The sequence below is a fragment of the Halorubrum distributum JCM 10118 genome (genome assembly GCF_000337335.1).
Classification (GTDB): Archaea; Halobacteriota; Halobacteria; order Halobacteriales; family Haloferacaceae; genus Halorubrum; species Halorubrum distributum.
The window spans coordinates 46,892-70,327 of sequence record NZ_AOJN01000013.1 but is presented as its reverse complement, the minus strand read 5'-3'; the positions used below and the strand labels follow the sequence as shown (position 1 = coordinate 70,327).

Genomic DNA, 23,436 nt, shown 5'->3' with positions numbered 1-23,436 from the left:
GTCGGACGACGGACCGAGCCCCGGGGCGACGGTACGGTCCGGCTCAGTCCGCGTCGACGGCCGCTTCCAGCCGCTCGATCAGCGCCTCGTTGCCGACGTACAGCGGCGTGCGCTGGTGGACCGCCTCGGGCTCGACGTCGAGGATCGAGCCGGTGCCGTCCGAGGAGGCGCCACCCGCGCGCTCGACGATGTACGCGATGGGGTTCGCCTCGAACTGGAGGCGGAGCTTCCCCTCGGGCGCGCTCCGGAGCGCGGGGTACGCGAACACGCCGCCGTAGGTGAGCACCTGGTTCACGTCGCCGACCATCGCGCCGCCGTAGCGGAGCTTCAGGTCGTCCTCGATCGAGCGGGCGTACGCCCGGAAGTCGGCGGGCCAGTCGGGGACGCGCCCCCCGAACCCGTAGACGGTCGGGTCCCTCGGGAGCGTCAGGTCGGCCTCGACGACCGAGCGCGAGACCGTCGAACCGTCCGCACCGCCGCCGTCGCGCTCGACGACCTCCTCGCGGACGCCCGCCTCGTCGGCGACGACCATTGTCGTGATCGGCCCGTAGAGGACGTAGCCGGCGGCGACGAGGTCGCGGCCGCTCGCGGGCAGCGGGGCGTCGTAGATCCCGACGACGGTCCCCATCGCGTTGTTCGACCGGAGGTTCGAGGAGCCGTCGAGGGGGTCGATCGCCACCGCGTAGGCGTCGTCCGGCCCGCTTCCCACGGCGCCGCCGGCGTCGACCGCTTCCTCGCGCTCCTCGCTGACGAACGAGCCGACGCCGTCGACCCCGGTGATCGCCTCGCCGAGCAGCTCGTCGGCGTAGAGGTCGCCCGCCAGCACCGACTCGCCGGAGGCGTTCTCCGTCCCGCTCTCGACGCGGCGGCCGGGGAGCGCGTCGCGGATCTCGGGGGCGGTCGCCGCGACCGCGTCGAAGACGGCCGCGACGGTCGAGTCGGCGGGCCCGCCGTCGGCGCGGGGGTCGGAGTCGGTCATCAGTCGTCGCTCTCGGCGATGGCCAGCGCCTCGGCCGGGTCGACCTCCTGGAAGATCACGGCCTCCAGCGCGTCGAGGATGCGCTCGGGCTGGTCGCGCTGGAAGACGTTCCGGCCGACGGCGATCCCGGTCGCCCCCGCGTCGATGGCGTTCGAGACGTTCCGGAGGAACGCCTTGTCGTCGCGCATCGTCCCGCCGGACATCACGACGTCCGCGGGGCCGGCCATCTCGACGGCGTGGCCCATCGCCTCGGCGGAGCCGGGGTACTTCACCTTCACCACGTCGGCGCCGAGCTCCAGGCCGAGCCGCGCGCCGTAGGAGATCACGTCCGGGCTGCCGTCGTTGCGGAGCCCCTGGCCGCGGGGGTACGACCACATGACGACGCCCATGTCGTGTTCGCGGGCGCCCTCCTGCGCCTCGCGGAACTCCTCGGCCATCTCGACCTCGTGGTTCGACCCGCCGTAGACGGTGAACCCGACCGCGTCGGCGCCCAGTTCGGCCGCGTACTCCGCCGTGCAGTTGACCGCGCTGTCGGGCTCTCCCCGCCAGAGGTTCGAGGTCCCGTTGAGCTTCAACAGGAGGTTCACCTCGTCCTCGTAGTCGGGGTAGTACGCCTCCGCGAGCCCCTTCTGGACGGCCAGCGAGGTGACCGCCTCGTGGGTGGCGAGCTCGAAGATCCGTTCCGGATCCGCCGTGTCCGGGTTCGGTTCGAAGTCGACCGGCCCGTGTTCGAGCCCGTGGTCGTACGCGAGGATCAGGGATTTACCGTCGCGCTCGATGTCGTCGGCGGCGTGAGGAAGCATCAGTTCGTAGTTCCGTTACATACGTAAAAAGGGCTATGGTGGTTTCACCGAACGTAAAGAATCGGAGCGACCCTTTACGTGGCGTCTCCGGGCGAATGCCGAGCGATCGAGCGAACCGATCCATTACTACTCAAATTGTTAATTTCTTTGCGAGAAACGGCGTCGCCCTCGGGCTTCCGCAATACTTACCACCCGCGGCGCGGCAGCGGTCCGCATGCGAGAACTCTCCGAGGTGGACGTCGTCGGCGTCGTCGGCGCCGGGACGATGGGCAACGGCATCGCGCAGGTCGCGGCGACCGCGGGCTACGACGTGGTGATGCGGGACGTCGAGAGCGAGTACGTCGAGCGCGGCCTCGACAGCGTCGAGGACAGCCTCGACCGGCTGGCCGGGAAGGACGCGCTCGACGAGGAACCGGACGCGATCCGCGACCGAATTACGGGCACGACCGACCTCGACGACCTGGCGGCCGCCGACCTCGTCGTCGAGGCCGTGATCGAGGACCTCGACGTGAAACGCGACGTGTTCGCCGACTTGGACCGCGTCACCGACGACGACGTCGTCCTCGCGACGAACACCTCCACGCTGTCTATCACGAGCGTCGCGAGCGCGACCGACCGCGCGACCGACGTGGTCGGCCTCCACTTCATGAACCCCGTCCCGATCATGGACGGCGTCGAGGTCGTGGTCGGCGAGCGTACCGACCCCGCGGTCGTCGACTTCGCGCACGCCTTCGCCGAGGACCTGGGCAAGGAGACCTGGGAGGCCGACGACAAGCCCGGCTTCGTCACCAACCGCATCCTGATGCCGTGGATAAACGAGGGGATCCGCGCGTACGACGAGGGGGTCGCCGAGAAGGCCGACATCGACCGCGGGATGACGCTCGGCACGAACGTCCCGATGGGCCCGCTCGAACTCGCCGACCACATCGGGCTCGACGTGGCGCTCGACGCCAGCGAGACGCTCCACGAGGAGCTCGGCGACCGCTACAAGCCCGCCTACCTCCTCAAGCGCAAGGTCGAGGCGGGCGACCTCGGGAAGAAGACCGGCCGCGGCTTCTACGAGTACGAGTAGCCGGAGGTCGGCACCGGGAGGTGATTAGGCGCCCTTCGCGTCCGCGTCGCGGTCGTCGTCCGCCGTCCACCGCCGCGCGCCGGGAAGGAACCCGACCAGCTTCGTCACGTAGCCGAACTTGAACAGCCCCAGCTGTGAGAGCGCCCCGAGGACGAACACCGCGAGGAACGCGGGCGCGGAGAGGTCGAAGAGGAGGGGTTCGACCGTCGTCTCCGCGGCGGCCGCCTCGAAGTCCGCCGGCGTGAGCGACCGGGAGGCGAACGCCGCGCCGATGAGCGCGGTCGAGACCACGAGCGTCGTCCGGGTGAGGACGAACCCGAACAGCGCGCCGACCGCGACGCCCGCGAGCGTCGCGCCGACCAGCAGCGCCGTCCCCTCGATCCCCGCCGCGTCCGCCGCGTAGAAGGGGCCGACCGCGAACCGCCCGGCGAAGCCGCCGACGACCGCGCCGATCCCCAACACCGCGAAGGAGAGCCCGGCGTACGCGAGGAAGCCGCCGAGGAGGCCGCCGACCCCGACCGCGCCGGCGGTCAGGACCGCACCGTCGACCGCGACCAGGCCGACGACGTTCGGCGCGAACAGGTAGCCGGCGCCGGCGCCGACGAGCAGCCCCGTCAGCGTCACCGCGTAGACGGAGACCGCCGCGCCGACGAACGCGAGCGCCAGCCCCGCGAGGACCAGGCCGCCGGTGAGTGGGGTGAGCATGTCCGTACCGTGGCGGTCGACGGTACTTAAATTGTCGCAGCGAGAGCGACGGGAAAGGGGTCCGGGGAGGCGAAACGCCCCTACCGCGCCCGGCTCGCCGCCTGCCGGTCGAGGTACCGCGTGTAGCCGCCGACGGCCAGCCCGAAGCCGACGACGAGCAGGAGGAAGCCGAGGAGGCGGCTGGCCCCGACGGTCATCACCGCGAGGACGACGCCGAACAGCAGCGCGAACACCCCGGCGACGACGACGACGACGTCGAGCAGCGGCGACGGCTGGATCGCGCGGCAGTGCGGGCAGATCCGCGCGTCTGCGGGGATCGGCTCGCGGCAGTCGACGCAGCGGAGGCGGTCGCTCGACACGCGAGGCGGTTCGGCCGCGACCGGGAAAAAGCGCGCGAGTTAGGGCGGTCCGGGTCCGCCGCCCTCTCTCAGTCCGCGCCCGGCGCCGCTGCCGGCTCGTCGTCGACGTCCAGCGTCTCCTCCACCTGCGTGAAGACGGCGATCAGCGCGAGCACGGCGGCCGCGGCCCCGACCGCGAAGGGGACGACGAAACCGAAGCCGTAGAGCCAGCCGGACGCCAGCGGCCCAAGGGCGACGCCGAAGCCGAACCCCATCGTGAGCACGGAGAGGGTGGTCCCGGACTCGCCCTCCCGCGCGAGGTCCCCGGCGAGCGCGAGCGACGGCGCGAACACGCACGCGACCGCGACCCCCTGCCCGAGGCGGACGAGCATCATCAGCGCCGGCTCCGTCACGATCCCTTGGAGGAGCGTGGTCGGGACGAGGAGGACGAACCCGGCGAGCAGGAACGGCCGGCGGCCGATCCGGTCGCTGGCGCGCCCCACCGGGACCTGGAAGATCACGTTGGCGATCGTCACGGCCGCGAACTGCGCGCCGAACCAGACCGGGGGCTGGTCCAACCGGACGTTCACCTGGTTCTGGAGCGTCGCGAACAGCGCGATGCACGCGCCCATCGCGACGGTGGCGAGCCCCAGCGTGAACACGGGGTCGAGCAGGCGGTCCTCGCCGCGGACCCGGATCGAGACGTCGTCGCCGGCCTCGGCCTCGACGTCGGCGTCGCGGACGAGCAGGAACACCAAGGTGAAGCTGAGGTACGCCCCCGCGCAGGCCGCCACGAAGGCCGCGTCGAAGCCGTCGAGGACCGGAAGGCCGATCGGCGAGAGGTCGTACGGACCGGCCTCGACGACGGCGCCCGCGAGGACCGGGCCGAAGCCGAAGCCGATGAGCCGGAACGTGTTGTACACCCCGAAGTTCCCGCCGCGGTCGGTGTCGCTCGCGGCGTACTCGTTGACGAGGGCGACGGTCGCGGGGATGATGAGCGCCGCGCCGAGCCCCTGGATCGCGCGGAGCGCGACCAGCGCCGGGTAGCTCGTCGCGATCGTGTACAGCCCGCTCGCGGTCCCGAGGAGGAGGATTCCGGCGAGGACGAAGGGGCGCCTCCTGCCGACCCGGTCAGAGAGTCTTCCGGTGAACGGCTGCGAGAGGCTGTTGAGGAAGCCGAAAAGCGAGAGGACGACCCCGATCAGCAGCGGCTCGGTCAGCGTGACCGCGGCCGCGCCGACCCCGACCTCCGTGCCGAGCAACCCCTGGATGTCGACCACGTCGCTGGTGATGTACAGCGGCAGGACGACGATGAGGAAGGAGTTCCCGGCCGCGCCGACCATCCGCGCGAGCGCCAACACGATCACGCGGCGGTCGGTCTCGGCGATACCGGAGAGCGAGCCCATTCACCCGAAGTTCGGAACGAAGCATAAAGGCGCTTGTGAACGGGGGGAGTCGATCCGCTTTCGGGCGAACCGGGGCAGAACGGGGCCGCTCAGCGCGGCGCCGGCGTCCGCCTGTCGATCCCGCGGACCTCGAACCGCGCGCCGCCTTCCTCGCCGGTCGTCGCCTCGACCGTCCAACCGTGCGCGGTGGCGATCTCCTGGACGATCGCGAGCCCGAACCCGGTGTTGCCCGCGGTGCCGCTCTCGCCGGGCTCGAAGAGCGAGTCCGCGACCGCGGGGTCGATCCCCGGCCCGTCGTCCTCGACGAAGAAGCCGCCGGGGAGGTCGCCGACGCGGATCGAGACGGTCGGGCCGACGTGGTCGACCGCGTTGCGCATCAGGTTCTCGAAGAGGTTCCGGAGCCGGTCCGAATCGGCGAGCACCTCGCGCTCGGTCTCGATCGAGAGGGACGCGTCGGCGGTGTCGACCGTCGACCAGCTGTCGGTGACGACCGCCGCGAGGTCGACGGGCTCGGGGTCGCCGACCGTCTCCCCCTCCCGCGCCAGCGTGAGCGTGCGCTCGACGATCGATTCCATCCGATCCAGCGCGTCGAGCGCGGCGGACAGGTTCTCGTCCCCGCCGTCGGCAACCGCGTCCTGGGCGAGCTGGACGCGCCCCTGCGCGACGTTGAGGGGATTGCGCAGGTCGTGCGAGACGATGCTCGCGAAGGAGTCCAGCCGGTCGTTCTGTCGTTCGAGGGCGGTCTCGCGCTCCTTGAACGCCGTGATGTCCTCCTGGAAGCCGACCCAGTGCGTGACGGCGCCGTCCGCGTCGCAGATCGGGGCGATGCTCACCCGGTTCCAGAACTCCGTGCCGTCCTTCCGGTAGTTCAACAGCTCGACGCTCGTCGACTCCTCGGCGTCGATCGCGTCTCTGAGGGCCTGGACGGACTCCTCCTCGGTGTCCGGCCCCTGGAGGAACCGACAGTTGACGCCGATCGACTCCTCGCGGTCGTACCCCGTCATCTCGACGAACCGGTCGTTGACGTACACCATCGGGTTGTCCTCCCGGGCGGGGTCGGTGATGGTGATCCCGACGGGCGCCTCGTCGAGCGCGCGGGTCTTCGTCTCCAACTCCTCGCGCCGCTCGCGCTCGTCGGAGACGTCGCGGAGGATGCCGACGCTGCCGTCGAAGGAGTCGCCCTCGTACGGCAGCGCCGCCATGTGGTCGCGACAGGGGATCGGCTCGCCGTCCTTCGGGACGATGTCCACGGCGAAGTGCTGGACGTCGGGGCCGTCGTGCGAGAGGATCGTGCCGAGCCGGTCTTCGGCCTCCGCCACGGCCGCGTCGTCCTTGATGAACCCGGGCGTGCGGCCGATGATCTCCTCGCGGTCGTAGCCGGTGAGCTCGGCGAACGGCTCGTTGACGAACCGGAACTCTCCGGTCTCGTCGACGACGTAGACGGGGTAGCCGAGCGCCTCGATGACCGTCGAGTACCGCTCGGCGATCTCCTTGGTCCGGTGCTCGTCGACGGCCTGGTCGACGCGGTTCGCGAGCCGGCGGAGCTGCTCGGGGCCGCCCTTCTGGAAGTAGCCGGTGACGCCGGCGTTGAGCGCCTGGCTCGCGATCTCTTCGGACCCCTTGCCGGTGTACAGCACGAAGGGTATCTTGCGGTGGCGCTCGCGCAGCGTCTCGAAGAACTCCAGCCCGTCCATCGCGGGCATGTCGTAGTCGCTGACGACGCAGTCGAAGGCGGCCTCGTCGAGGCGGTCCAACGCGGTCTCCGGGTCGGTCACGCTCGTCACCGCCACCGCGTCGAGCTCCCGCTCGAGGTACGCCTCCGCGAGGTCGAGGACCGAGGGGTCGTCGTCGACGTGTAGCACGTCGATCGCTCCGGACATACGGGAAAATAGGGGCGCACAGAATAAACGACTACCGACCTGGCTATCGGATCTGGATCCGCGTGCGACGCTGCGCGTCCAGCGTCCACTTCCGGCCCGCGTGGCTGGTTCTTAAGGCCGCGGAGCGCGGACCCGAACGCGATGACCGGGGGGACGCCCGCCGCCGGGGAGACGCTCCCGGGCGCCGGCGACGAGGGCGACGACGCCGTTGACCGCGTCGTCTGTCACGTCGACATGGACTGCTTTTACGCCTCCTGCGAGCGGCTGCGACACCCCGACCTCGCGGGCGAGCCCGTCGTGGTCGGGATGGGGTACGAGCCGGGCGACTCGATCGGGGCGGTCGCGACCGCGAGCTACGAGGCCCGCGAGTTCGGCGTCGAGAGCGCGATGCCGATCTCGAAGGCGCTGGAGCTGCTTCCCCGTCGCGAGGACGCGGACCCTGACGACCCGGACGCGCCCGACCCCGAGGAGACGGGCCGGTACGTCCCCGTCGACCTCGACTTCTACGAGGACGTGGCGGGCGAGGTAAAGGAGGTCCTACGCGACTGCGCCGACACCCGCCGCGAGGTGAGCATCGACGAGGCGTACCTCGACGTCACCGACCGGACCTCGTGGGCGGCCGCGGGGGGCGGCGGGAGCCCGAGCGACGGGGGCGGCGGCGATGGGACCGACGACGGTCCCGACGACCCCCCGCCGAGCGGCGCCGCGGGCCCGGCAGAGGCCCGGACGCTCGCCGAGGGGTACGCCCGCCACGTGAAAGACCGGATCGAGCGGGAGGCGGGGGTGCCCGCGAGCGTCGGCGTCGCGCCGAACATGTCGGCCGCGAAGGTCGCCAGCGACGCCGACAAGCCGGACGGCCTCGTCGTCGTGCCGCCGGGGTCGGTCGCCGAGTTCCTCGCGCCGCTGCCGACCGCCGACGTCCACGGGGTCGGCCCCGTGACCGAGGAGACGCTCGCGGAGCTGGGGATCGAGACTGCGGGCGACCTGGCCGCCGCCGACCGCGACCGCCTCGCCGAGGCGCTGGGGGAGCGCGGCCCGGAGCTCTCCCGGCGCGCCGCGGGCGACGACGACCGCGAGGTGACGCCGACCGGCCTCCCGAAGAGCCTCTCGCGCGAGTCGGCGCTGCCGACGACCGCCGACGAGGCGACGAAGCGGGAGACCGTCTCCGCGCTCGCCGCCGACGTGGCCCGCCGCGCCCGCGAGCGCGGCTGCCTCTACCGCACCATCGGGATCAAGGCGGTCGAGCCGCCGTTCGACGTCAACACCCGCGCCCGGAGCCTCCCGGGCCCCGTCGACGACCCGGACCTCGTCGAGGAGGTGGCGCTCGATCTCCTCTCCGAGTTCGACGACGCGCGCGTCCGCAAGCTCGGCGTGCGAGTCTCCAAGCTCGACTTCGCCGAGACCGATCAGGCGACGCTCGGCGGGTTCGACGCCGGCGACGGCGGTGGCCAAGGGCAGGGTGGAAAACGAGAGACGCGGAGTGAAGGGGGCGACGGCGGCAAGCTCACGGACTGGGTCGACGGGCCGCCGGACCGCGGCGGCGACGAGTCCGGCTCGATCGCGGAGCGCGAGCGACGGGGAACCGACGAGGGGCAGGCGTCGCTCGGCGACTGGTCGTGAGTCGCGCCTGACGCGTGGATTCATTACGCGGTCGAAACGATCCGCGGGCATGTCCCTCGCTCGCCGCGTCCTCCTCGGCTCGGACCCGAACGGCTCGCCGCGCCGGCGTCGACTCCTCGTCCCGCCGCTGCTCTTTCTCGTCTCCCTGGCCGCCTACGCGCTCGGACTCTTCGCGCACGCCGGCGGGGTCGTGTTCCTCGCGGTCGACGCCGCGACCCTCGGCGTCCTCGCGGCCGCGGTCCTCGCCTACCGGCGGGCCGGGATCGCGCTCGCGTGGGGCACCGTCTACGGGGCGCTGCTCGGGAGCAACGCCGACCACTACCTGCTCGGGCTCCCGGGTCGGCCCCTCGGCGAGCGCGTCGCCGCGCTCGTCGAGGTCGACGGGCTCGTCTTCGTCGGCGTCGAGGCCCTCGCGTTGGGAACGGTCGCGTGGATCGCCGGGGCGGTCGCGCGCCGTGCGGTCGACGAGCTCCGGGACCGGCGACGGGACGCTTCCGCGGAGTAGCGTCCCCGCCGGGCGACGCGCCCGCCGAGTACCGCTCCGCGGAGTCCGGGGGTTTAGGTGCTCGACCGCCGACCCGGACGCATGGACGATCTCTCCTGGGAGACGCTCGACTCGGCCGTCGACTACGCCTGCCCCGGCTTCGACGTGCGCCGCGACGAGGTGCGGTTCCCGAGCGGCGAGACCGACGGGTTCCACTACGTCGACGAGCCGCCCGCGGTCGTCGTGCTCCCGCTGACGCCCGACGGCGACGCCGTCGTCATCGACGAGTGGCGGCAGGCCGTCGGCCGGGTGAACCGCGGGATCCCGGCGGGGACGATGGAGCCCGAAGACGGGGGGGACGAGAGCGCTGACGGCGGGGCTACCGACGACGCGATCGAACGCGCCGCGGCCCGCGAGCTCGCCGAGGAGACGGGGTACGAGGCGGACGCCTTCGAGCGGCTGACGACCGTCGAGCCGACGAACGGGATGGCGGACTCGGTCCACCACCACGTGCTGGCGACCGGCTGCGAGCCGACCGCCGAGCGCGAGCTGGACCACAACGAGTCGATCTCGGTCGAGACGGTGCCGTACGACGACCTGCTCGCCGCGGTCGTCGACGACGAGCTTCGCGACGGCCGGGCCGTCACCGCGGTGCTATGGTACGAGCTGCTCCACCGGTAATCGCGGCTCACGCGCCCGGGAGATAGCCGTCCGCGCGCCTTCCGACACGGACAACCATTTTGCCGGGCGGTTCCTACCCGCGGCAATGACAGATCCCTCCAGCGGCGATCCGGCCCCGGACGGCGGGGTGTCCGAGGAGTTCGACGAGATCGACCCGGACCCCGTCGACGACGCCGGCGGCCCCGACCGGACCGGCGGGTCGCCCGGTATCGCGGTCGCGACCGCGCTGCTCCTCGGCGTCCTCGGGCCGGTCATCGCGCTCGCGAGCGGCGTGGCCGTCTTCGCGATCGACGCGGCGGTCGGGGGGCTCTCGCTGACCGCGAGCGTCGTTCTCACGCTCATATTCGGCCAGTACGTCGCGTTCGGCGGGCTCGCGGTCGGCTACCTCGCGTGGCGCGGCTTCGACCGCGAGGGGATCGTCTCGTACCTCGGCGTCCGGGTGCCGAGCCTCAAGGAGGTCGGGATCGTCCTCGGCAGCTGGGTCGTCATCTTGATCCTGATCCTCGTGGTCTCGACGATCGTCCAGCTGCTCGGGACGGAGACGGCCGCGAACCAGAGCGCGGAGCTGGCGATGGGGAACCCGGCGATCATCCCGCTTTTCATCGCGGCCTCGTTCCTCGTCATCGGCCCCTGCGAGGAGATCCTCTACCGCGGCGTCGTCCAGGGGCGGCTCCGCGAGTCGCTGCCGGCGGCCCCGTCGATCGTGCTCTCGGCCGCCATCTTCGCGACCATCCACGTGATGGCGCTGACGGGCGGCCTCTCCGCGCGGCTCACGACCGTGGCGATCCTCTTCGTGCCGAGCCTTGTCTTCGGCGCGGTGTACGAGTACACCGAGAACCTCGTCGTCCCCGCGCTGCTCCACGGCCTCCACAACGCCGTGATCTTCACCGTCCTCTACGTCACCGTCACGCAGGTCGGCCCGGACGCGATGCCGGCGGTCCTCGGGTTCCTCCCGGTCTGAGGGTCCGTATTTCGGGGCAGCGGCGAGCGGGTCGCGTCTCAGTACAGGTCGTTTAGCTCTGCCTCGACGTGCGAGTGCTCCTCGGCCGGGAACTCGCCGCTCGTCACGGCCTCCGCGTACGCCTCGACGGCGTCGACCATCTCCCCGCGCACGTCGCCGAACTGCCGCGCGAACGGCGGCGACCACTCGCCGAGGCCGACGGCGTCGTTGATCACCAGCACTTGCCCGTCGCAGTCGGGGCCCGCGCCGATGCCGATCGTCGGGATCTCCAGCGCCTCGGTCACCGCGCCCGCGAGGTTCGCCGGGACGTGTTCCAACACGAGCGCGAACGCCCCGGCGTCGGCGTGGTCGCCCGCCAGCTCGATTATCTCCTCGGCGGCGTCCTGCTCTGTCCCCTGTCGGGTGTAGCCGCCGAGCCGGTTCACGTGCTGGGGGGTCAAGCCGAGGTGCGCCATCACCGGGATCCCGACCTCCGTCATGCGGCGCGTGGTCGCGACCGTGTGCGGACCGCTCTCGATCTTCACCGCGTCCGCGTTCGCCTCCTTTAGCAGGCGCCCGGCGTTGCGCACGGACTCGGCCTCGTCGACGCCGAACGAGAGGAACGGCATGTCGGCGACGACCAGGGCGTCCTCGGTGGCGCGCGCGACCGCCGCGGTCCGGCTCGCGACCTCGTCGAACGTCACGGGGAGCGTGGAGTCGTAGCCCAAGGCGGCGTTGCCCATGCTGTCGCCGACGAGGATGACGTCGACCCCCGCCTCGTCGACGACCGCCGCCGTCGGGGCGTCGTAGGCGGTCAGCATCGTGATCGGATCCTCGGCGTCCCGGAGTCCCCGCGTGGTGGTCATACCTCGGATTCACCCGCGCGCCGCCGTAAAATCGTCGGGAACCGGAAAGTGAGCGCGGCGGCGCGACCAGCGGTTCGCTCGCCGCCCTCGCCGCCGATCGCGACCGCGTCCGACCCTACCGCCGGCGACCGCCACCGATTTGCCGCTCCGCCGCGGAGCCTCTCGCGTGCAACCAGTCGAGCGGGCCGAGTACGAGGGGGTCGACTACGCGTGGGTGATGCAGACGACGTTCGTCGTCACCATCCTCGTCGGCGCCCCCGCCGCGGCCCTGCTGTCGACGCTCGTGACGCTGGAGTCGTGGGGCGCGCGCGCCGCGTTCGCGGTCCGGGTAGGCGCCCCCATCTGGTTCGTCACCGCGGTCGCCGTCGCGCTGTACGCGAAGCGGGCCGAGGCCGGCGACGGCGGCGCGGGCACGGACGACGACGCGGCTCCGGACGAGGAAGCCGACTCGGACGAGGAAGCCGACCCGGACGAGGAAGCCGACTCGGACGACGACGGAGATCCGACCGAGGACGGCGAGCCGAGCACGAACGAATCAGGAAAGCGGGACTGAGCGCGCGGCGGCTTTTCCCTGCGCGCTACTCCGCGACCAAGTCGGCGACCCACGCGAAGTCGACGCCGCCGCGCTCGGCGGTGACCGCGTCGCTCCGCGAGTCGCCGACGAACAGCGCGTCCTCGGGGGCGGCGCCGATCCGATCGATCGCCGCGAGCAGCGACGCCGGGTCCGGCTTGCGGGTCTCGACGGTGTCGCGGCCGACGATGGCGTCCGAGACGAGCGCGTCGTCGAGCCCGTGCGTCTCGACCGCGATGCGACACGCCTCCTCGCAGTTGAGCGAGCAGACGCCCGCGGGGGGATGCGAACCGGCGTCGGCGCCAGCCGCGGTTCCGGTCAGTCGATCCCCGAGCGGGAGCCGCGCAGACTCGCGGGCCCCGGGGCGCTCGTGGCCCGCGATCGCCGCCTCGACCTCGGCGCGGATCCCGTAGTCGTCGGCCGCGCCGAGCAGATCCCACAGCTCTTCGGTCGGCGGGATGAGCGCGCGCTCGGCGTAGGCGTCGAGGACGTCGTCCGCGACCGCGTCCCAGTCGACGGCGAGCTCGACGAGGGTGCCGTCGAGGTCGTAGACGACCGCGTCGTAGCCGGCGAGCCGCGAGCCGACGGGGTCGGTTCCGGACGCGGCGGGCGTCCCGTCGGCGCCGGCGGGCGCCCCCTCGACGCCGGGAGTCACTCGCCGAACACCCCCCGGGCGATGATCGTCTTCTGGATCTCGGTCGTCCCCTCGTATATCTCCGTGATCTTCGCGTCGCGGTAGAGCCGCTCGACGTCGAACTCGGTGGTGTAGCCGTAGCCGCCGTGGATCTGGACCGCCTCGTTCGTCACCGACATCGCGGCCTCGCTGGCGCGGTACTTCGCCTTCGAGGCGGCGACGCGGTAGTCCTCGCCCGCCTCCGCCTGCCGGCACGCCTCGCGGACGAGCAGCCGCGCCGCCGACACGTCGGTCGACATCTCCGCGAGCTTGTGCCGGATCGTCTGGATGTCGCCGATCGGGCGGTCGAACTGCTCGCGCTCCTCGGCGTACGACGTCGCCTCGTCGAGCGCGGCCTGCGCGACGCCGACCGCCTGCGCAGCGATGCCGATCCGGCCCTCGGTGAGCGTCCGGAAGGCTGCGGAGAGCCCCTTCCCCTCCTCGGTGAGCCGGTTCTCGGCGGGGACCCGGCAGTCGTCGAAGGTGATCCCGGTGGTGTCCGACGCGCGGAGGCCGAGCTTCTCCTCCTTCTTGCCGACCTCAAAGCCGTCGGTATCGGCGGGCACGAGGAACTGGGTGATCGCGTCGTCGAGCTCGTCGGAATCGGCGTCGCCCTCTCCCGCGGCCTTCGCGAAGACGATCGCCACGCCGCCGCGCCGCCCGTTCGTGATCCACTGCTTCTCGCCGTTGAGGACGTACTCGTCGGCCTCGGGGTCGTACGTCGCGGTCGTCGCCATCTGGGCGGGGTTCGACCCCGCCTGCGGCTCGGAGAGGCAGAACATGCCGACCGGGCGACCCGTCTCGGCCATCTCCGGGAGCCACGCCTCGCGCTGCGCCTCCGTCCCGAACTCGGCGATACAGGAGGTGGCGAGGCAGTGGACGGAGAGGGCGGTCGCGACCGCGAGCGACCCGTGCGCCAGCGCCTCGTTGACGACCGCGTAGGTCGTCTTATCGGCGCCGAACCCGCCGTACTCCTCCGGAACGGTCAGTCCCGTCAGGCCGAGCTCCGCGAGCCCGTCCCACACGTCCTCCGGGAACGTCTCCGTCTCGTCGGCCTCGGCCGCATTCGGCCGGACCTCCTCGGCCGCGAACTCCTCGACGAGATCGCGGACCGCCGCCTGCTCGTCGGTGAGCGCCGACCCGACGCGTGCTCCGGTCATGTCACCGCCTTCGGTCCCTCACCGAAAAAGGTGAGCGATCGGCGGGGAGAGAGCTATTCCCGGGCTTCCCAGAGCGGGTACAGCTCGTCTCGGGGCGGCTCCGCGAGCGGCTCCCCGTCGATCCGGACGGTTCCCGGCTCGCCGTCGCCCTTGGCCGAGCCGGCGTCGCCGTCGCTCTCGCCGCCGGGCTCGACGACGCCGATCTCCGCGCCCGCGATCCCGGCGGCGTCGAGCGCGTCGAGCGCCGCGTCGACCCGTTCCGGCGGGACCGCGGCCAGCAGCGCGCCGGAGCCGAACGTCGCGAGGGGATCGACACCGAGCGCGTCGCAGCAGGCGCGCGTCTCGGGACGGACCGGGACCGCGTCGCGCTCGACGGCGAAGGCGACCCCGCTCGCGGACGCCATCTCGACGAGCGCGGTCGCCACGCCGCCCTCGGTCGGATCGTGGAGCGCGGTCGCGGCGTCGCGGACCGCGGCCGCGTCGGGGACGACGCTCACCTCGCCGAGGAACTCGGCGGCCGCGTCGAGCGTGGCGGCTGGGACCCCAGCGCTCAGACACTCCTCGCGGAAGTCGGTCGCGAGGATCGCGGTCGCCTCGATCGCCGCGCCCTTGGTGAGCAGGAGCCGGTCGCCGGGCTCCGCGCCGCCGCTCGACACGAAGCGGTCCGTCGTCCCCATCGCCGTCATCGAGCAGAGGGGGCGGGAGAGCGCGTCGAGCACCTCGGTGTGGCCGCCGACGACCGACACGCCGAGGTCGCGCGCGGTCGCGTCGACCTGGTCGACGACCGTCCGGAGGCGGTCGGGGTCGTCGTCGGGCAAAAAGAGCGTGTGCGTGAGCCACCGCGGGTCCGCGCCGCTCGCGGCGACGTCGTTACAGGCGACGTGGACCGCCAGCGTCCCGACCGACTCCGCGGCCAGCGACAGGGGGTCGGCCGCGACGACGAGCGTCTCCCCGGCACCCGCCAAGTCGATCGCGGCCGCATCTTCGCCGTACGCTGGCCCCTGCGTCACCGCCGGGTCGGCCGCGCCGGTCGCCGCGAGCGCCGTCGCGAGCGCGTCGGGACCCAGCTTCCCGGTCATCGCTCGCGGAGCCACGCCGCGACGGCCTCGGGGTCGGCGTCGAGGCCGCCGCCCTGCGCGAACGTCGGGCCGCCGCCGCCCCCGCCGCCGAACTCGTCGGTGACCGCGCCGACGACCTCGCCCGCGTCGATTTCGGCGGCGGCCGCGTCACCGTCCGCGGCGTCGGTGACCGCGACCACGACGAACGGGGCGTCGCCGGCGCCGACCGCGGCGAGGGCGTCGAGGTCGTCGTCGCTCCCGACCGCCTCGGTCGCGGGGTCCCGGAGCTCGTTCGGCTCGGCGTCGTCGACGGTGCCGACCGCCCAGCGGGCGCCGTCGATCTCGGTCGTCGGGAGCTCGCGCAGGCGGGCGCCGAGCAGTTCCTCGCGGGCGTCCCGGAGGTCCGCCTCCAGCCGGTCGGCCTCGTCGCGGAGGCGCGCGACCGCGTCCGGGAGGTCGCCGACGCGCGCGTCCAACGTCGTCGCGGCGTCGAGCGCGGCGGCGTGGACCGCGCCGAGCTCGTCGATGGCCGTCGGGCCGACCGCGAACTCGACGCGGGTCACGCCCTCGCCGGGGTTCGACCGTTCCAGTACCGCTATCGGACCGATCTCCGCGGTGTTCTCGACGTGGGTGCCGCCGCAGGCGGCGACGTCCCAGGGGTCACCCTCGGCGCCGACGGTGACGACCCGGACCGCGTCGCCGCCGCTCATCGCGCCCTCCTCGGTCTTCGTGTTGAACGCGATCCCGTCGATCTCGCGGGCCTCGTCGGCCGAGTGGGTCGCCCACGAGACGGGAAGCGAGTCCCAGACGGCGCGGTTGGCGAGCCGCTCTAACTCGATCAGGTCGTCGTCGCCCAGCGGCTCGGCGGTCGTCAGGTCGACGCGGACCTTCGTCTCGGAGATGTCGAAGCCGGCGTAGCCGAGGTCGTCCGCGGTCCGGCGCGCGGCCCCGTACAGCACGTGCGAGGCGGTGTGCGCCCGGGCGCAGTAGGTACGGAACGCGTCGTCGATCAGCCCCGTGATCTCGTCGCCCGGTTCGAGGTCGACCTCGCCGTCGCTCGCGAGCGCGTGGACGACCTCGTCGTCGCGCTCCACCACGCCGTCGACGAGGTGGCCGTCGAGCGTCCCCCGGTCGGCGGGCTGGCCGCCCGACTCGGGGTAGAAGTACGTCTCGTCGAGGACGACCTCGCGGTCGTCGACGCGTTCGACCGTCGCTTCGAACTCCCGGACCGTCGGCTCGGCCGGCGCGCGTGACGCGGTCATTGCCGGGTCGTGGGCGCGGTCGAATAAATAGGTGGCCGCCGCGGGAGCATTTATAAATGAACGGCGGTGGCGGTCGGCGCGTGCCCGTGAGCGGCCGCCCCCGGCGGCCGCGAACAGCGAGGGACCGAAGGTCCCTCTGGCAGCCGGCGCTACGCGCCGGCGACGGCACCGCGCGAGGGAGTCGGCCGGCCGGAGCGAAGCGGAGGCCGGCCGACGAGGCTGGGGAGGTGTGAGGCGCTGTGCGGAGCGGGGCGGGTGGGACTCAAAGGGGCAGCCAGGAGGGCGGCACAGGCGAAGCAAGCACTGGAACGAGGGAGCGAACGGAGTGAGCGACCGAGTGAAGCGCGTGGTTCGAGAGAGCGAAGCTCTCTCGTCATCCCGAAAATCGAAGATTTTCGGGCGACAGCGAGCGTGCGCCGCCCTCCTGGCTGGGGCATTGGGGTGTTCGCCGTCGATCCGTGATCGTTAATTTATAAGCGAGCGGCTGGGCCTTCGGCGGTGTTCGTCGACGATCCGCGAATAGGTCCTTATAAACAGACGCCGGCACGGCTCACGGCTACTGATAAAAGATCGAAAACCGCGTCTCGCTCAGCCCTCAAGCTCGAACGCGACCTCGACTTCGGCCTGGTACTCGCGCTCGGCGTCCCCCTGAAGCTCGACCCCGAACTCCTCTACTTCCGCCCAGTAGACGTTCTCGAGGGTGTCCTCGGCGCGGTCGATGGCCTCGTCGGCCGCGGCGTCGAAGCTCTCGTCGCTCGTCCCGATCAGCGTGATCTTCTTGAACACCATGTCACGTGCTGGTAGGACGCACGGGGGGATAAAAATACGCGTCCGCGGAGGGCGCGGACGGGCGGACTCGTCGCCCGACTACGGGCTGCCGGGCGCGCCTTCCATCACCGCGAAGTCCTCGCCGTCGCGGTCGATGCCGATGACCGCCCAGTCGTAGGGCGGTTTCGCGTCGACCAGCCGCTCTTGGAGATCGTTCGCGCGGTCGCGCCACGTGACGAAACACCGAAGCCGCGCCGGGTCGCCCCCGTCTGCGAGATACGGGTCGAGCTCGTCGTCGTCCATACACAGCACCGTCACGAACACGCGCCGCCACTTGCGTTCCGCGACGAACTCGCGTCCGTCCTCGGAGACGGTGTATCCCAGTTCGCGGAAGACGTCTCTGGCCTCGGTCGTCGGGGGGATGCTCGCAGTGGCCATCTACCTCGAAGTTCGGCACCATCCGTGATAAACTTTCTCACGATTTCGAACGCAGAGAATCGGCGGCGCCGTCGGGACCCGTCCGGAGCGCAGCGAACGCGGCTCACTCGTGGGCCGCGTCCCACTCGTCCGGCTTCCGGAGGTTGCCGCACTCGGTACACTGGATCCGGCCCATCGTGTCCATCGCGGTGTCGAACGACCCGCAGTTACCGCAGCGGAACCCCCAGCGGGACTCGCCCGCCTCGTCCTCGAAGACGAGGTAGAAGGGCCCGTCCGCGCCGCGCTCGGTGCGCGACCGGTCGGTGTACACCCGCTCGCCGCTCGGCGTCGTCGACGCTTCCAGGCTCATGGCGTCCCGTACCCGCCCGAGCGACTTAAGCGGCGGACTCGCGCGTCGGAGGAAACCGGAGAAAATCGGAGAATCGGACCGCGACCCGCTACGTCCGGAACGACTCGCCGCAGCCGCACTCGGAGACGACGTTCGGGTTCTCGACCTCGAAGCCGGCGGCCTGGAGGCCGTGCTCGTAGTCGAGCGTGCTCCCGCCGATGTAGTTCTTGCTCGCGGGGTCGACGAACACCCGGAGCCCGTGGTGCTCGACGACGAGGTCGTCGTCCTCCGGTTCGGTGTCGAAGCGCATTCCGTACGACAGCCCCGCGCAGCCGCCCTGCTGGACGAACAGCCGTAATCCGGCGACGTCGGTGTCGAGCCCCTCGCCGTCGAGGAGCGAGAGCGCCTCCTCCGCGGCGTCCGGAGTCACCTCGATCGCCGGGTCGTTCCCCTCGGTCCCGGTGTCGGCCGGTTCGGTACTCATGCGAACGCGTTCGGCACGGACACTCAAAACCCTGCCGGCGGGACCGGTCGGTGCGAGCGACGAGGGCTCGACCGCTCACGGGGCCTCGTCGGCGAGGTCGCTCAGGTCGACGGTCGCATCGGACTCGCCGTCGGGGGAGACGGCCGAGCGGCCGCCGTCCGTCGGGCCGACCGCGCCCGCGACGGTCACGTCCCGCTTCGGGAAGGGGATCTCGATCCCCGCGTCGCAGAGCGCCACGTACAGCGCGCGGTTGAGCTCGTGTTGCGCGCGGCGGCGACGGGTCGGCCCGTTCACCCAACAGAGGATCTCGTACTGGAGCGCAGAGTCCCCGAACGAGCGGAACCGCGCCCGCGGCTTCGGGGAGTCGAGGACGAGCGGTTCCGCCTCCACGACCTCGAGAGCGAGCGCCTCGAACTCGTCCACGTCGGTCCCGTAGGCGACGCCGATCGGGACCCGCACGCGGCGGCGGCGCTGCGGGGCGGACTCGTTGGTCACCTTCGAGGCGTTGAGCGCCGCGTTCGGCACCGTCACCAGCACCTCGTCCCGGGTGAGCAGCGTCGTCGAGCGCACGCCGACCTTGATCACGGTGCCGGCGGTGCCGTCGTCCAAGACGATGTAGTCGCCGATCTTGTACGTGTCGTCGAAGTACAGCGCGATCCCGCCGAAGAAGTTCGCCACCGTGTCCTTCGCCGCGAAGCCGACCGCGATGCCCGCGACCCCCGCCGCACCCAGCAGCGGCGTGATCTCGATGCCCCACAGCCACAGCAGCGTGCCGACGCTGCCCACCAGCACCGCGAGCGTCCAAACGTTCGAGAAGACGGGCGCGAAGTCGAACCGGCCGCCCTCCTCGTTGACCGCGGCGACGACCCGGTTCACGACCGCGTTGGCCGCGTACGCCCAGACGAGGACGATCACCGACAGCGACGGCCGCCCGAACGCCGCGTCGAGCAGCCGCGGCTCAACGACGACCGACGCGCGCACCGCGGGCACCTGCGTGAGCACGAACACGCCGGCGAGCCCGGCGGTGACGACGAGCGGCGCGCGCAGCGAGGAGATGACGATGTCGTCGTACCCGGTGTCCGTGTGCGAGACGTATCGGCGGGCGAACCGGAGGACGACGAACTCCATCGCCACCGCGGCGGCGATCGAGACCGCGAGGACCGCGACCGTCGCCTCGACCGCCGTGAACCCCTCGAACAGCGCCGCGAGCGACGGTAACATGTCATCCGGGACGCGACGGCGCGAGATAACCGTTTCTGCGGAGCCGACCGCTCGACCTACTCGAACCGCTTCCGGACGCTCTCGGCGTGTCCCTCCAGCCCCTCGGCCTCTGCGAGGGTCGTGATCGTCTCCGAGAGGTCGTCGAGGGCGTCGCGGTCGAGCCGCTGGACCGTCGACGACCGGAGGAAGGTGTCCACGGAGAGCCCGCCGTACCGCTTCGCGCCGCCGTTCGTCGGCAGCACGTGGTTCGTGCCGGCCGCGTAGTCGCCCGCGGCGACCGGCGAGTACGGCCCGAGGAACACCGAGCCGGCGTTCGTGATCCGGGCTAAGAGCGCCTCGTCGTCCTCGGCCACGATCGAGAGGTGCTCGGCCGCGTACTCCTCGGCGAACAGCACGGCCTCGGGCATCGACCGCGCGTGGAGGACGCCGGACGCCTCGTTGTCGAGCGCGGCGCGGATCGTCTCCTCGCGCTCGCGCTCGGCCGCCTGCGCGTCGACCGCCTCGGCGACCGCCTCGGCGAGGTCGGCGTCGTCGGTGACGGCAACCACGGAGGCGTTCGGGTCGTGTTCGGCCTGCGCGACCAGGTCGGCCGCCACGAGGTCCGGGTCCGCGGTCCCGTCCGCGAGGACGAGCACCTCGCTCGGGCCGGCGAGGAAGTCGATCTCGACGTCGCCCTGGACGATCGACTTGGCGGCGGTGACCCACTTGTTGCCCGGGCCGACCACCTTCTGGACCCGCGTCACCGTCTCCGTCCCGTACGCGAGCGCGCCGATGGCCTGCGCGCCGCCGACCTGGTACACCGCGTCGGCGCCCGCCTCGTGGATCGCGGCGAGGGTGACCCGGTTGAGGTCTTCCGCCGGGGGCGTGGCGACCGCGACGTGGTCGACGCCGGCGACGACCGCGGGGACGATCCCCATCAGCGCGCTGGAGGGGTACGCGGCCGCGCCGCCGGGCACGTACACCCCCACCCGATCGATCGGGCGGAAGCGCCGCCCCAGCTCCCGGCCGCCGAAGTCGTCGCGCCAGTCGTCGGGGCGCTGTCGCTCGTGGAACTCGCGGACGTTCGCGGCCGCCTCCCGAACCGCGTCGAGGACGGGGTCGTCCGCGTCGGCCAGCTCCTCGTGCGCCCGCGCCGCGTCGTCGGTGATGTCGACGTTCCCGACGGCGACGCCGTCGAACTCCTCGACGAACTCGCGGACCGCGACGTCGCCCTCCTCACGGACCCGCTCGACGATCTCCCGCACGTCTTCTCGGACCCCCTCGACGCCGGCGTCGCGCTCGAAGAGGGCGCGCCGCTCGGCCGGCGAGAGGTCCGCGACGGTTCGTACGTCCATACGCGTCGTCGGGGGCGGCGGGGCAAGGGCGTTCCGACTCGGCCGACGCGCTCGGAGCGGCAGGCGTTCACCCCAGCCGACGGATCCCGGTCACGTCGAGGAGGGCGAGGACGACGAGGACGGCAAGGAGCGCGGCCGCCGCGAAGAGCACGGGCGCCGACACCGCGACGGCGACCTCGTAGGGCGCCACCAGCCGCGTCGTGCCGCGGAGGATGAAGGAGACGAAGACGAGACCGAAGGCGGCGAACGCGAGCGAGACGAACCGGGAGCGGTCCATGCGGCCGCTCAGTCCGTCTGCGGGACGCCCGCGCCGTGGGGGCCGTGCCCGTGGCGGTCGCGGCGGGGCTCGAAGTCGGTTAACATGTCGTAGAACACCGCCTCGGGGTCCTTGTTCCACTGCCACTTCCAGCGCGTGCGGACGAGCAGCGACAGCTTCCGGGTGAGCGACAGCTCGGGGGTGGTCGAGACGGTGTCGTAGCCCCGGTTCCGGATGAGGCGGTGGTGGTCGACGTACAGCACCGCCGAGAGCAGCACCGCGAGCTGGCAGTCCTCGGGGAGGTACTTGATCCCCGCGACGCCCTCCTCGTAGAGCCGCTCGGTGCGGGCCATCTCCTCGCGGATCGCGGCCGCGACGTTTTCGTCGAACTCCAGCTCGAGGATCTGCTCCTCGCTCACGCCGTGGCGCCGGAGCGTCTCCAAGGGGAGGTAGATCCGGTCGCGCTCGACGACGTCCTCGCGGACGTCGCGGAGGAAGTTCGTCATCTGGAACGCCTCGCCGAGCTTCGTGGCGTGCGGGAGCGCCTCGGCCTCCTCCTCCGGATCGAGGTCCATGATCGCCGTCATCATCCGACCGACTGCGGCCGCGGAGCCGTCCATGTACGCCTCCAGGTCCGCGTACGTCTCGTAGCGGTCGGTGTCGATGTCGCTCGCCATCGCGTCCACGAACGAGTGGACGTCCTCGTCGGGGATGTCGTTGCGCTCGCACACCTCGGCGAACGCCTCTAAGACGGGGTCGTCGGTCGGCTCCTCGCCGAGCGCGGCCGCCCGGAGCCGGTCGAGTTCGGCCCGCTGCTCGGCGGGCGTTCCGGTGTCTTCGGCATCGACGACCTCGTCGGCGATGCGGAAGAATCCGTACAGCACGTACGTCGGATGGCGGATCCGCTGGGGTAGCAGCCGGGTGGCGACGTGGAACGTCTTCCCGGTGCGGCGCTGGATCCGCTTGCTCCGGGCAACCTGTTTTTGCTCTACCATGCTGACCTCGGAGGGTCGGCGTGGAGGATCACGTACGGGTCGCCCATCATGGAAGAAAGGTCGGCCTCCAAGAACATAACAGTTCGCACGACCCAGTCTGGTTCTCCGTCACCCCTGTTAACTCCGGCGACCGGACCCGGCGTGTGAGGCGACCGGACCCGGCGCGAGGCGACTGGACACGGCGCGCGAGGCGATCGGCGGCTCAGTAGAACGTGTCGCTACAGTCGTAGACGACGCCGTGAGCCGGACAGACGTACTTACAGTGCCGGTGGTACATCGGCGTCTCGCAGACCGGACACGGGCGGCCGCCGTCGTTCCCCGGTTCGTCGCTCACGGCTGAGCCACGCGGTCGAGGGGCAAAACCCTGTCCTCCGGTCCGGCGGCCGCGACACCTGACCAGTCAGTCGTCCGGGCTCTGTCGGCCGCGAACCGATTGGCTGTCGCCCGGCTCCGAGTCCGATCAGCTGTCGGCCAGCCGGTCGTAGACCGACCGGGCGACCCGCTCCTCGCCGAACGGGAGCGTCAACACGCCCTCCCAGTCGGACCCGGTGAGCGCGTCGACGGTCTCGCCGTCGAGCTCGACGCGCCGCACCTCGGTCCCGTCGAGCGTCATCGACACCACGAACGCCGCCGGGTCGTCGGTCGCGCCGGCCTCGTCGAGCCGGGTCCGGAACGTCTCGACGCCCGCGTCGGGGAGCACGACCTGAACGAGGTACTCGCCCTCCTCGGCGAAGACGCCCTTGACGCGGTCGAGGTCGCTCGCGTCGAACAGCAGCGCGTCGGCCCCGTCGGCGCCGGTCAGCCGCGCCTCGAACGGCGCGTCCGGGTCGACCGCGGCCGATTCGGGGCCGTCGTCGGCTCCGTCAGAACCCCCGCCCGTCGGGCCCGGCCCGTCGCCGCCGAGCCCGCCGACCGCCTCGCCGTCCGTCACCGTCGCCGCGCCCGCGAAGCCGACGGCGCCGACCGCGCAGGCCGCGCCGAGGCCGCCGAGCACGCCCCGCCGAGAGATGTCCATACCTCGCGGTTCCGGCGAGCGGTAAAAAGGATTACACGCCGATTTCCGCGTGCGATAATTTCGGCGGCCGGAAAAGCCGTCGGCCCGAGGCGCCGCCGG

At 71.9% G+C, this 23,436-nt stretch carries 27 protein-coding genes; 6 read left to right on the top strand and 21 right to left on the bottom strand.

The features are described from left to right. Window positions 1-43: 43 nt before the first annotated feature. Window positions 44-979 carry a class 1 fructose-bisphosphatase gene (locus C466_RS01050; RefSeq protein WP_004597489.1) on the bottom strand — a complete coding sequence of 312 codons (936 nt, stop codon included), beginning with the start codon at window positions 977-979 and terminating at the stop codon, window positions 44-46. Continuing rightward, the gene (locus C466_RS01045) at window positions 979-1,782 is read right to left on the bottom strand and encodes a class I fructose-bisphosphate aldolase (RefSeq protein ID WP_004597492.1); all 804 of its coding nucleotides are present in this window, start codon (window positions 1,780-1,782) and stop codon (window positions 979-981) included. The genes C466_RS01050 and C466_RS01045 overlap by 1 nt, the downstream gene beginning before the upstream one ends. Before the next feature lie 214 nt (window positions 1,783-1,996). Here C466_RS01045 and C466_RS01040 point away from each other — a divergent pair, with 214 nt between their 5' ends. Beyond that, window positions 1,997-2,854 (top strand): 3-hydroxyacyl-CoA dehydrogenase family protein, encoded by an 858-nt coding sequence (locus C466_RS01040; RefSeq protein WP_004597493.1) that lies wholly within the window; start codon window positions 1,997-1,999, stop codon window positions 2,852-2,854. A gap of 24 nt (window positions 2,855-2,878) precedes the next feature. On the opposite strand, the gene C466_RS01035 is transcribed toward C466_RS01040, so the two are convergent. The 4 genes from C466_RS01035 to C466_RS01020 form a co-directional block, all read right to left on the bottom strand. Then, window positions 2,879-3,559: a hypothetical protein gene (locus C466_RS01035; RefSeq protein WP_004597495.1), complete on the bottom strand. Its 681-nt coding sequence runs from the start codon at window positions 3,557-3,559 to the stop codon at window positions 2,879-2,881. 80 nt (window positions 3,560-3,639) lie between these two features. Then, entirely contained in the window at window positions 3,640-3,918 is a 279-nt protein-coding gene (locus tag C466_RS01030; RefSeq protein ID WP_004597497.1) for a hypothetical protein, read from the bottom strand. A 68-nt stretch (window positions 3,919-3,986) separates the two neighbouring features. Then, window positions 3,987-5,303: an MFS transporter gene (locus tag C466_RS01025; protein WP_004597498.1), complete on the bottom strand. Its 1,317-nt coding sequence runs from the start codon at window positions 5,301-5,303 to the stop codon at window positions 3,987-3,989. Between the two features lie 89 nt (window positions 5,304-5,392). Next, on the bottom strand, window positions 5,393-7,183 hold the full coding sequence (locus C466_RS01020) for a PAS domain S-box protein (RefSeq protein WP_004597500.1): 1,791 nt from the start codon (window positions 7,181-7,183) through the stop codon (window positions 5,393-5,395). Between the two features lie 141 nt (window positions 7,184-7,324). Between C466_RS01020 and C466_RS01015 the strand changes: the two genes are divergently transcribed. The 4 genes from C466_RS01015 to C466_RS01000 all read left to right on the top strand — a co-directional run bounded on the left by C466_RS01015 (window position 7,325) and on the right by C466_RS01000 (window position 10,929). Continuing rightward, window positions 7,325-8,803 carry a DNA polymerase Y family protein gene (locus tag C466_RS01015; RefSeq protein WP_004597503.1) on the top strand — a complete coding sequence of 493 codons (1,479 nt, stop codon included), beginning with the start codon at window positions 7,325-7,327 and terminating at the stop codon, window positions 8,801-8,803. A gap of 49 nt (window positions 8,804-8,852) precedes the next feature. After that, entirely contained in the window at window positions 8,853-9,308 is a 456-nt protein-coding gene (locus C466_RS01010; protein WP_004597505.1) for a hypothetical protein, read from the top strand. 81 nt (window positions 9,309-9,389) lie between these two features. Continuing rightward, on the top strand, window positions 9,390-9,968 hold the full coding sequence (locus tag C466_RS01005; protein WP_004597507.1) for an NUDIX hydrolase: 579 nt from the start codon (window positions 9,390-9,392) through the stop codon (window positions 9,966-9,968). An 85-nt stretch (window positions 9,969-10,053) separates the two neighbouring features. Further along, window positions 10,054-10,929: a CPBP family intramembrane glutamic endopeptidase gene (locus C466_RS01000; RefSeq protein WP_004597509.1), complete on the top strand. Its 876-nt coding sequence runs from the start codon at window positions 10,054-10,056 to the stop codon at window positions 10,927-10,929. 38 nt (window positions 10,930-10,967) lie between these two features. Here C466_RS01000 and panB read toward each other — a convergent pair whose 3' ends face one another. Then, window positions 10,968-11,774, bottom strand: a complete 807-nt coding sequence (gene panB, locus C466_RS00995) for a 3-methyl-2-oxobutanoate hydroxymethyltransferase (RefSeq protein ID WP_004597512.1) — start codon at window positions 11,772-11,774, stop codon at window positions 10,968-10,970. Window positions 11,775-11,940: 166 nt separating this feature from the next. Here panB and C466_RS00990 point away from each other — a divergent pair, with 166 nt between their 5' ends. Next, window positions 11,941-12,327: a DUF5822 domain-containing protein gene (locus C466_RS00990; protein WP_004597514.1), complete on the top strand. Its 387-nt coding sequence runs from the start codon at window positions 11,941-11,943 to the stop codon at window positions 12,325-12,327. Between the two features lie 25 nt (window positions 12,328-12,352). Here C466_RS00990 and C466_RS00985 read toward each other — a convergent pair whose 3' ends face one another. The 14 genes from C466_RS00985 to C466_RS00925 all read right to left on the bottom strand — a co-directional run bounded on the left by C466_RS00985 (window position 12,353) and on the right by C466_RS00925 (window position 23,337). Then, a complete protein-coding gene (locus C466_RS00985; protein WP_004597516.1) occupies window positions 12,353-13,000 on the bottom strand; it encodes an HAD family hydrolase in 648 nt (215 codons plus the stop codon). Then, on the bottom strand, window positions 12,997-14,178 hold the full coding sequence (locus C466_RS00980; RefSeq protein WP_004597518.1) for an acyl-CoA dehydrogenase family protein: 1,182 nt from the start codon (window positions 14,176-14,178) through the stop codon (window positions 12,997-12,999). Before C466_RS00980 ends, C466_RS00985 begins: the two co-directional genes overlap by 4 nt. 53 nt (window positions 14,179-14,231) lie before the next feature. Continuing rightward, window positions 14,232-15,257: an AIR synthase family protein gene (locus C466_RS00975; RefSeq protein ID WP_004597520.1), complete on the bottom strand. Its 1,026-nt coding sequence runs from the start codon at window positions 15,255-15,257 to the stop codon at window positions 14,232-14,234. Further along, window positions 15,254-16,498 (bottom strand): alanyl-tRNA editing protein, encoded by a 1,245-nt coding sequence (locus C466_RS00970; RefSeq protein ID WP_004597522.1) that lies wholly within the window; start codon window positions 16,496-16,498, stop codon window positions 15,254-15,256. Before C466_RS00970 ends, C466_RS00975 begins: the two co-directional genes overlap by 4 nt. A 588-nt stretch (window positions 16,499-17,086) precedes the next feature. Then, window positions 17,087-17,287 (bottom strand): dodecin, encoded by a 201-nt coding sequence (locus C466_RS00965; RefSeq protein WP_004597524.1) that lies wholly within the window; start codon window positions 17,285-17,287, stop codon window positions 17,087-17,089. A gap of 78 nt (window positions 17,288-17,365) precedes the next feature. After that, window positions 17,366-17,704 carry a DUF7116 family protein gene (locus tag C466_RS00960; protein WP_004597526.1) on the bottom strand — a complete coding sequence of 113 codons (339 nt, stop codon included), beginning with the start codon at window positions 17,702-17,704 and terminating at the stop codon, window positions 17,366-17,368. Window positions 17,705-17,807: 103 nt separating this feature from the next. After that, the gene (locus tag C466_RS00955; protein WP_004597528.1) at window positions 17,808-18,053 is read right to left on the bottom strand and encodes a DUF5816 domain-containing protein; all 246 of its coding nucleotides are present in this window, start codon (window positions 18,051-18,053) and stop codon (window positions 17,808-17,810) included. An 88-nt stretch (window positions 18,054-18,141) separates the two neighbouring features. Next, window positions 18,142-18,516 (bottom strand): HesB/IscA family protein, encoded by a 375-nt coding sequence (locus C466_RS00950; protein WP_004597530.1) that lies wholly within the window; start codon window positions 18,514-18,516, stop codon window positions 18,142-18,144. A 75-nt stretch (window positions 18,517-18,591) separates the two neighbouring features. Further along, window positions 18,592-19,737, bottom strand: coding sequence for a mechanosensitive ion channel family protein (locus tag C466_RS00945; RefSeq protein ID WP_004597532.1), 1,146 nt, complete (start codon window positions 19,735-19,737; stop codon window positions 18,592-18,594). A 56-nt stretch (window positions 19,738-19,793) separates the two neighbouring features. Continuing rightward, on the bottom strand, window positions 19,794-21,071 hold the full coding sequence (gene hisD / locus C466_RS00940) for a histidinol dehydrogenase (RefSeq protein ID WP_004597534.1): 1,278 nt from the start codon (window positions 21,069-21,071) through the stop codon (window positions 19,794-19,796). Window positions 21,072-21,138: 67 nt separating this feature from the next. After that, window positions 21,139-21,348 (bottom strand): hypothetical protein, encoded by a 210-nt coding sequence (locus C466_RS00935; RefSeq protein WP_004597536.1) that lies wholly within the window; start codon window positions 21,346-21,348, stop codon window positions 21,139-21,141. Window positions 21,349-21,356: 8 nt separating this feature from the next. After that, window positions 21,357-22,322, bottom strand: coding sequence for a phytoene/squalene synthase family protein (locus C466_RS00930; protein ID WP_004597538.1), 966 nt, complete (start codon window positions 22,320-22,322; stop codon window positions 21,357-21,359). A 202-nt stretch (window positions 22,323-22,524) separates the two neighbouring features. Continuing rightward, window positions 22,525-22,656, bottom strand: a complete 132-nt coding sequence (locus C466_RS17425; protein ID WP_004597540.1) for an HVO_2523 family zinc finger protein — start codon at window positions 22,654-22,656, stop codon at window positions 22,525-22,527. 126 nt (window positions 22,657-22,782) lie between these two features. Beyond that, on the bottom strand, window positions 22,783-23,337 hold the full coding sequence (locus C466_RS00925) for a hypothetical protein (RefSeq protein WP_004597541.1): 555 nt from the start codon (window positions 23,335-23,337) through the stop codon (window positions 22,783-22,785). Between the last annotated feature and the right edge of the window lie 99 nt (window positions 23,338-23,436).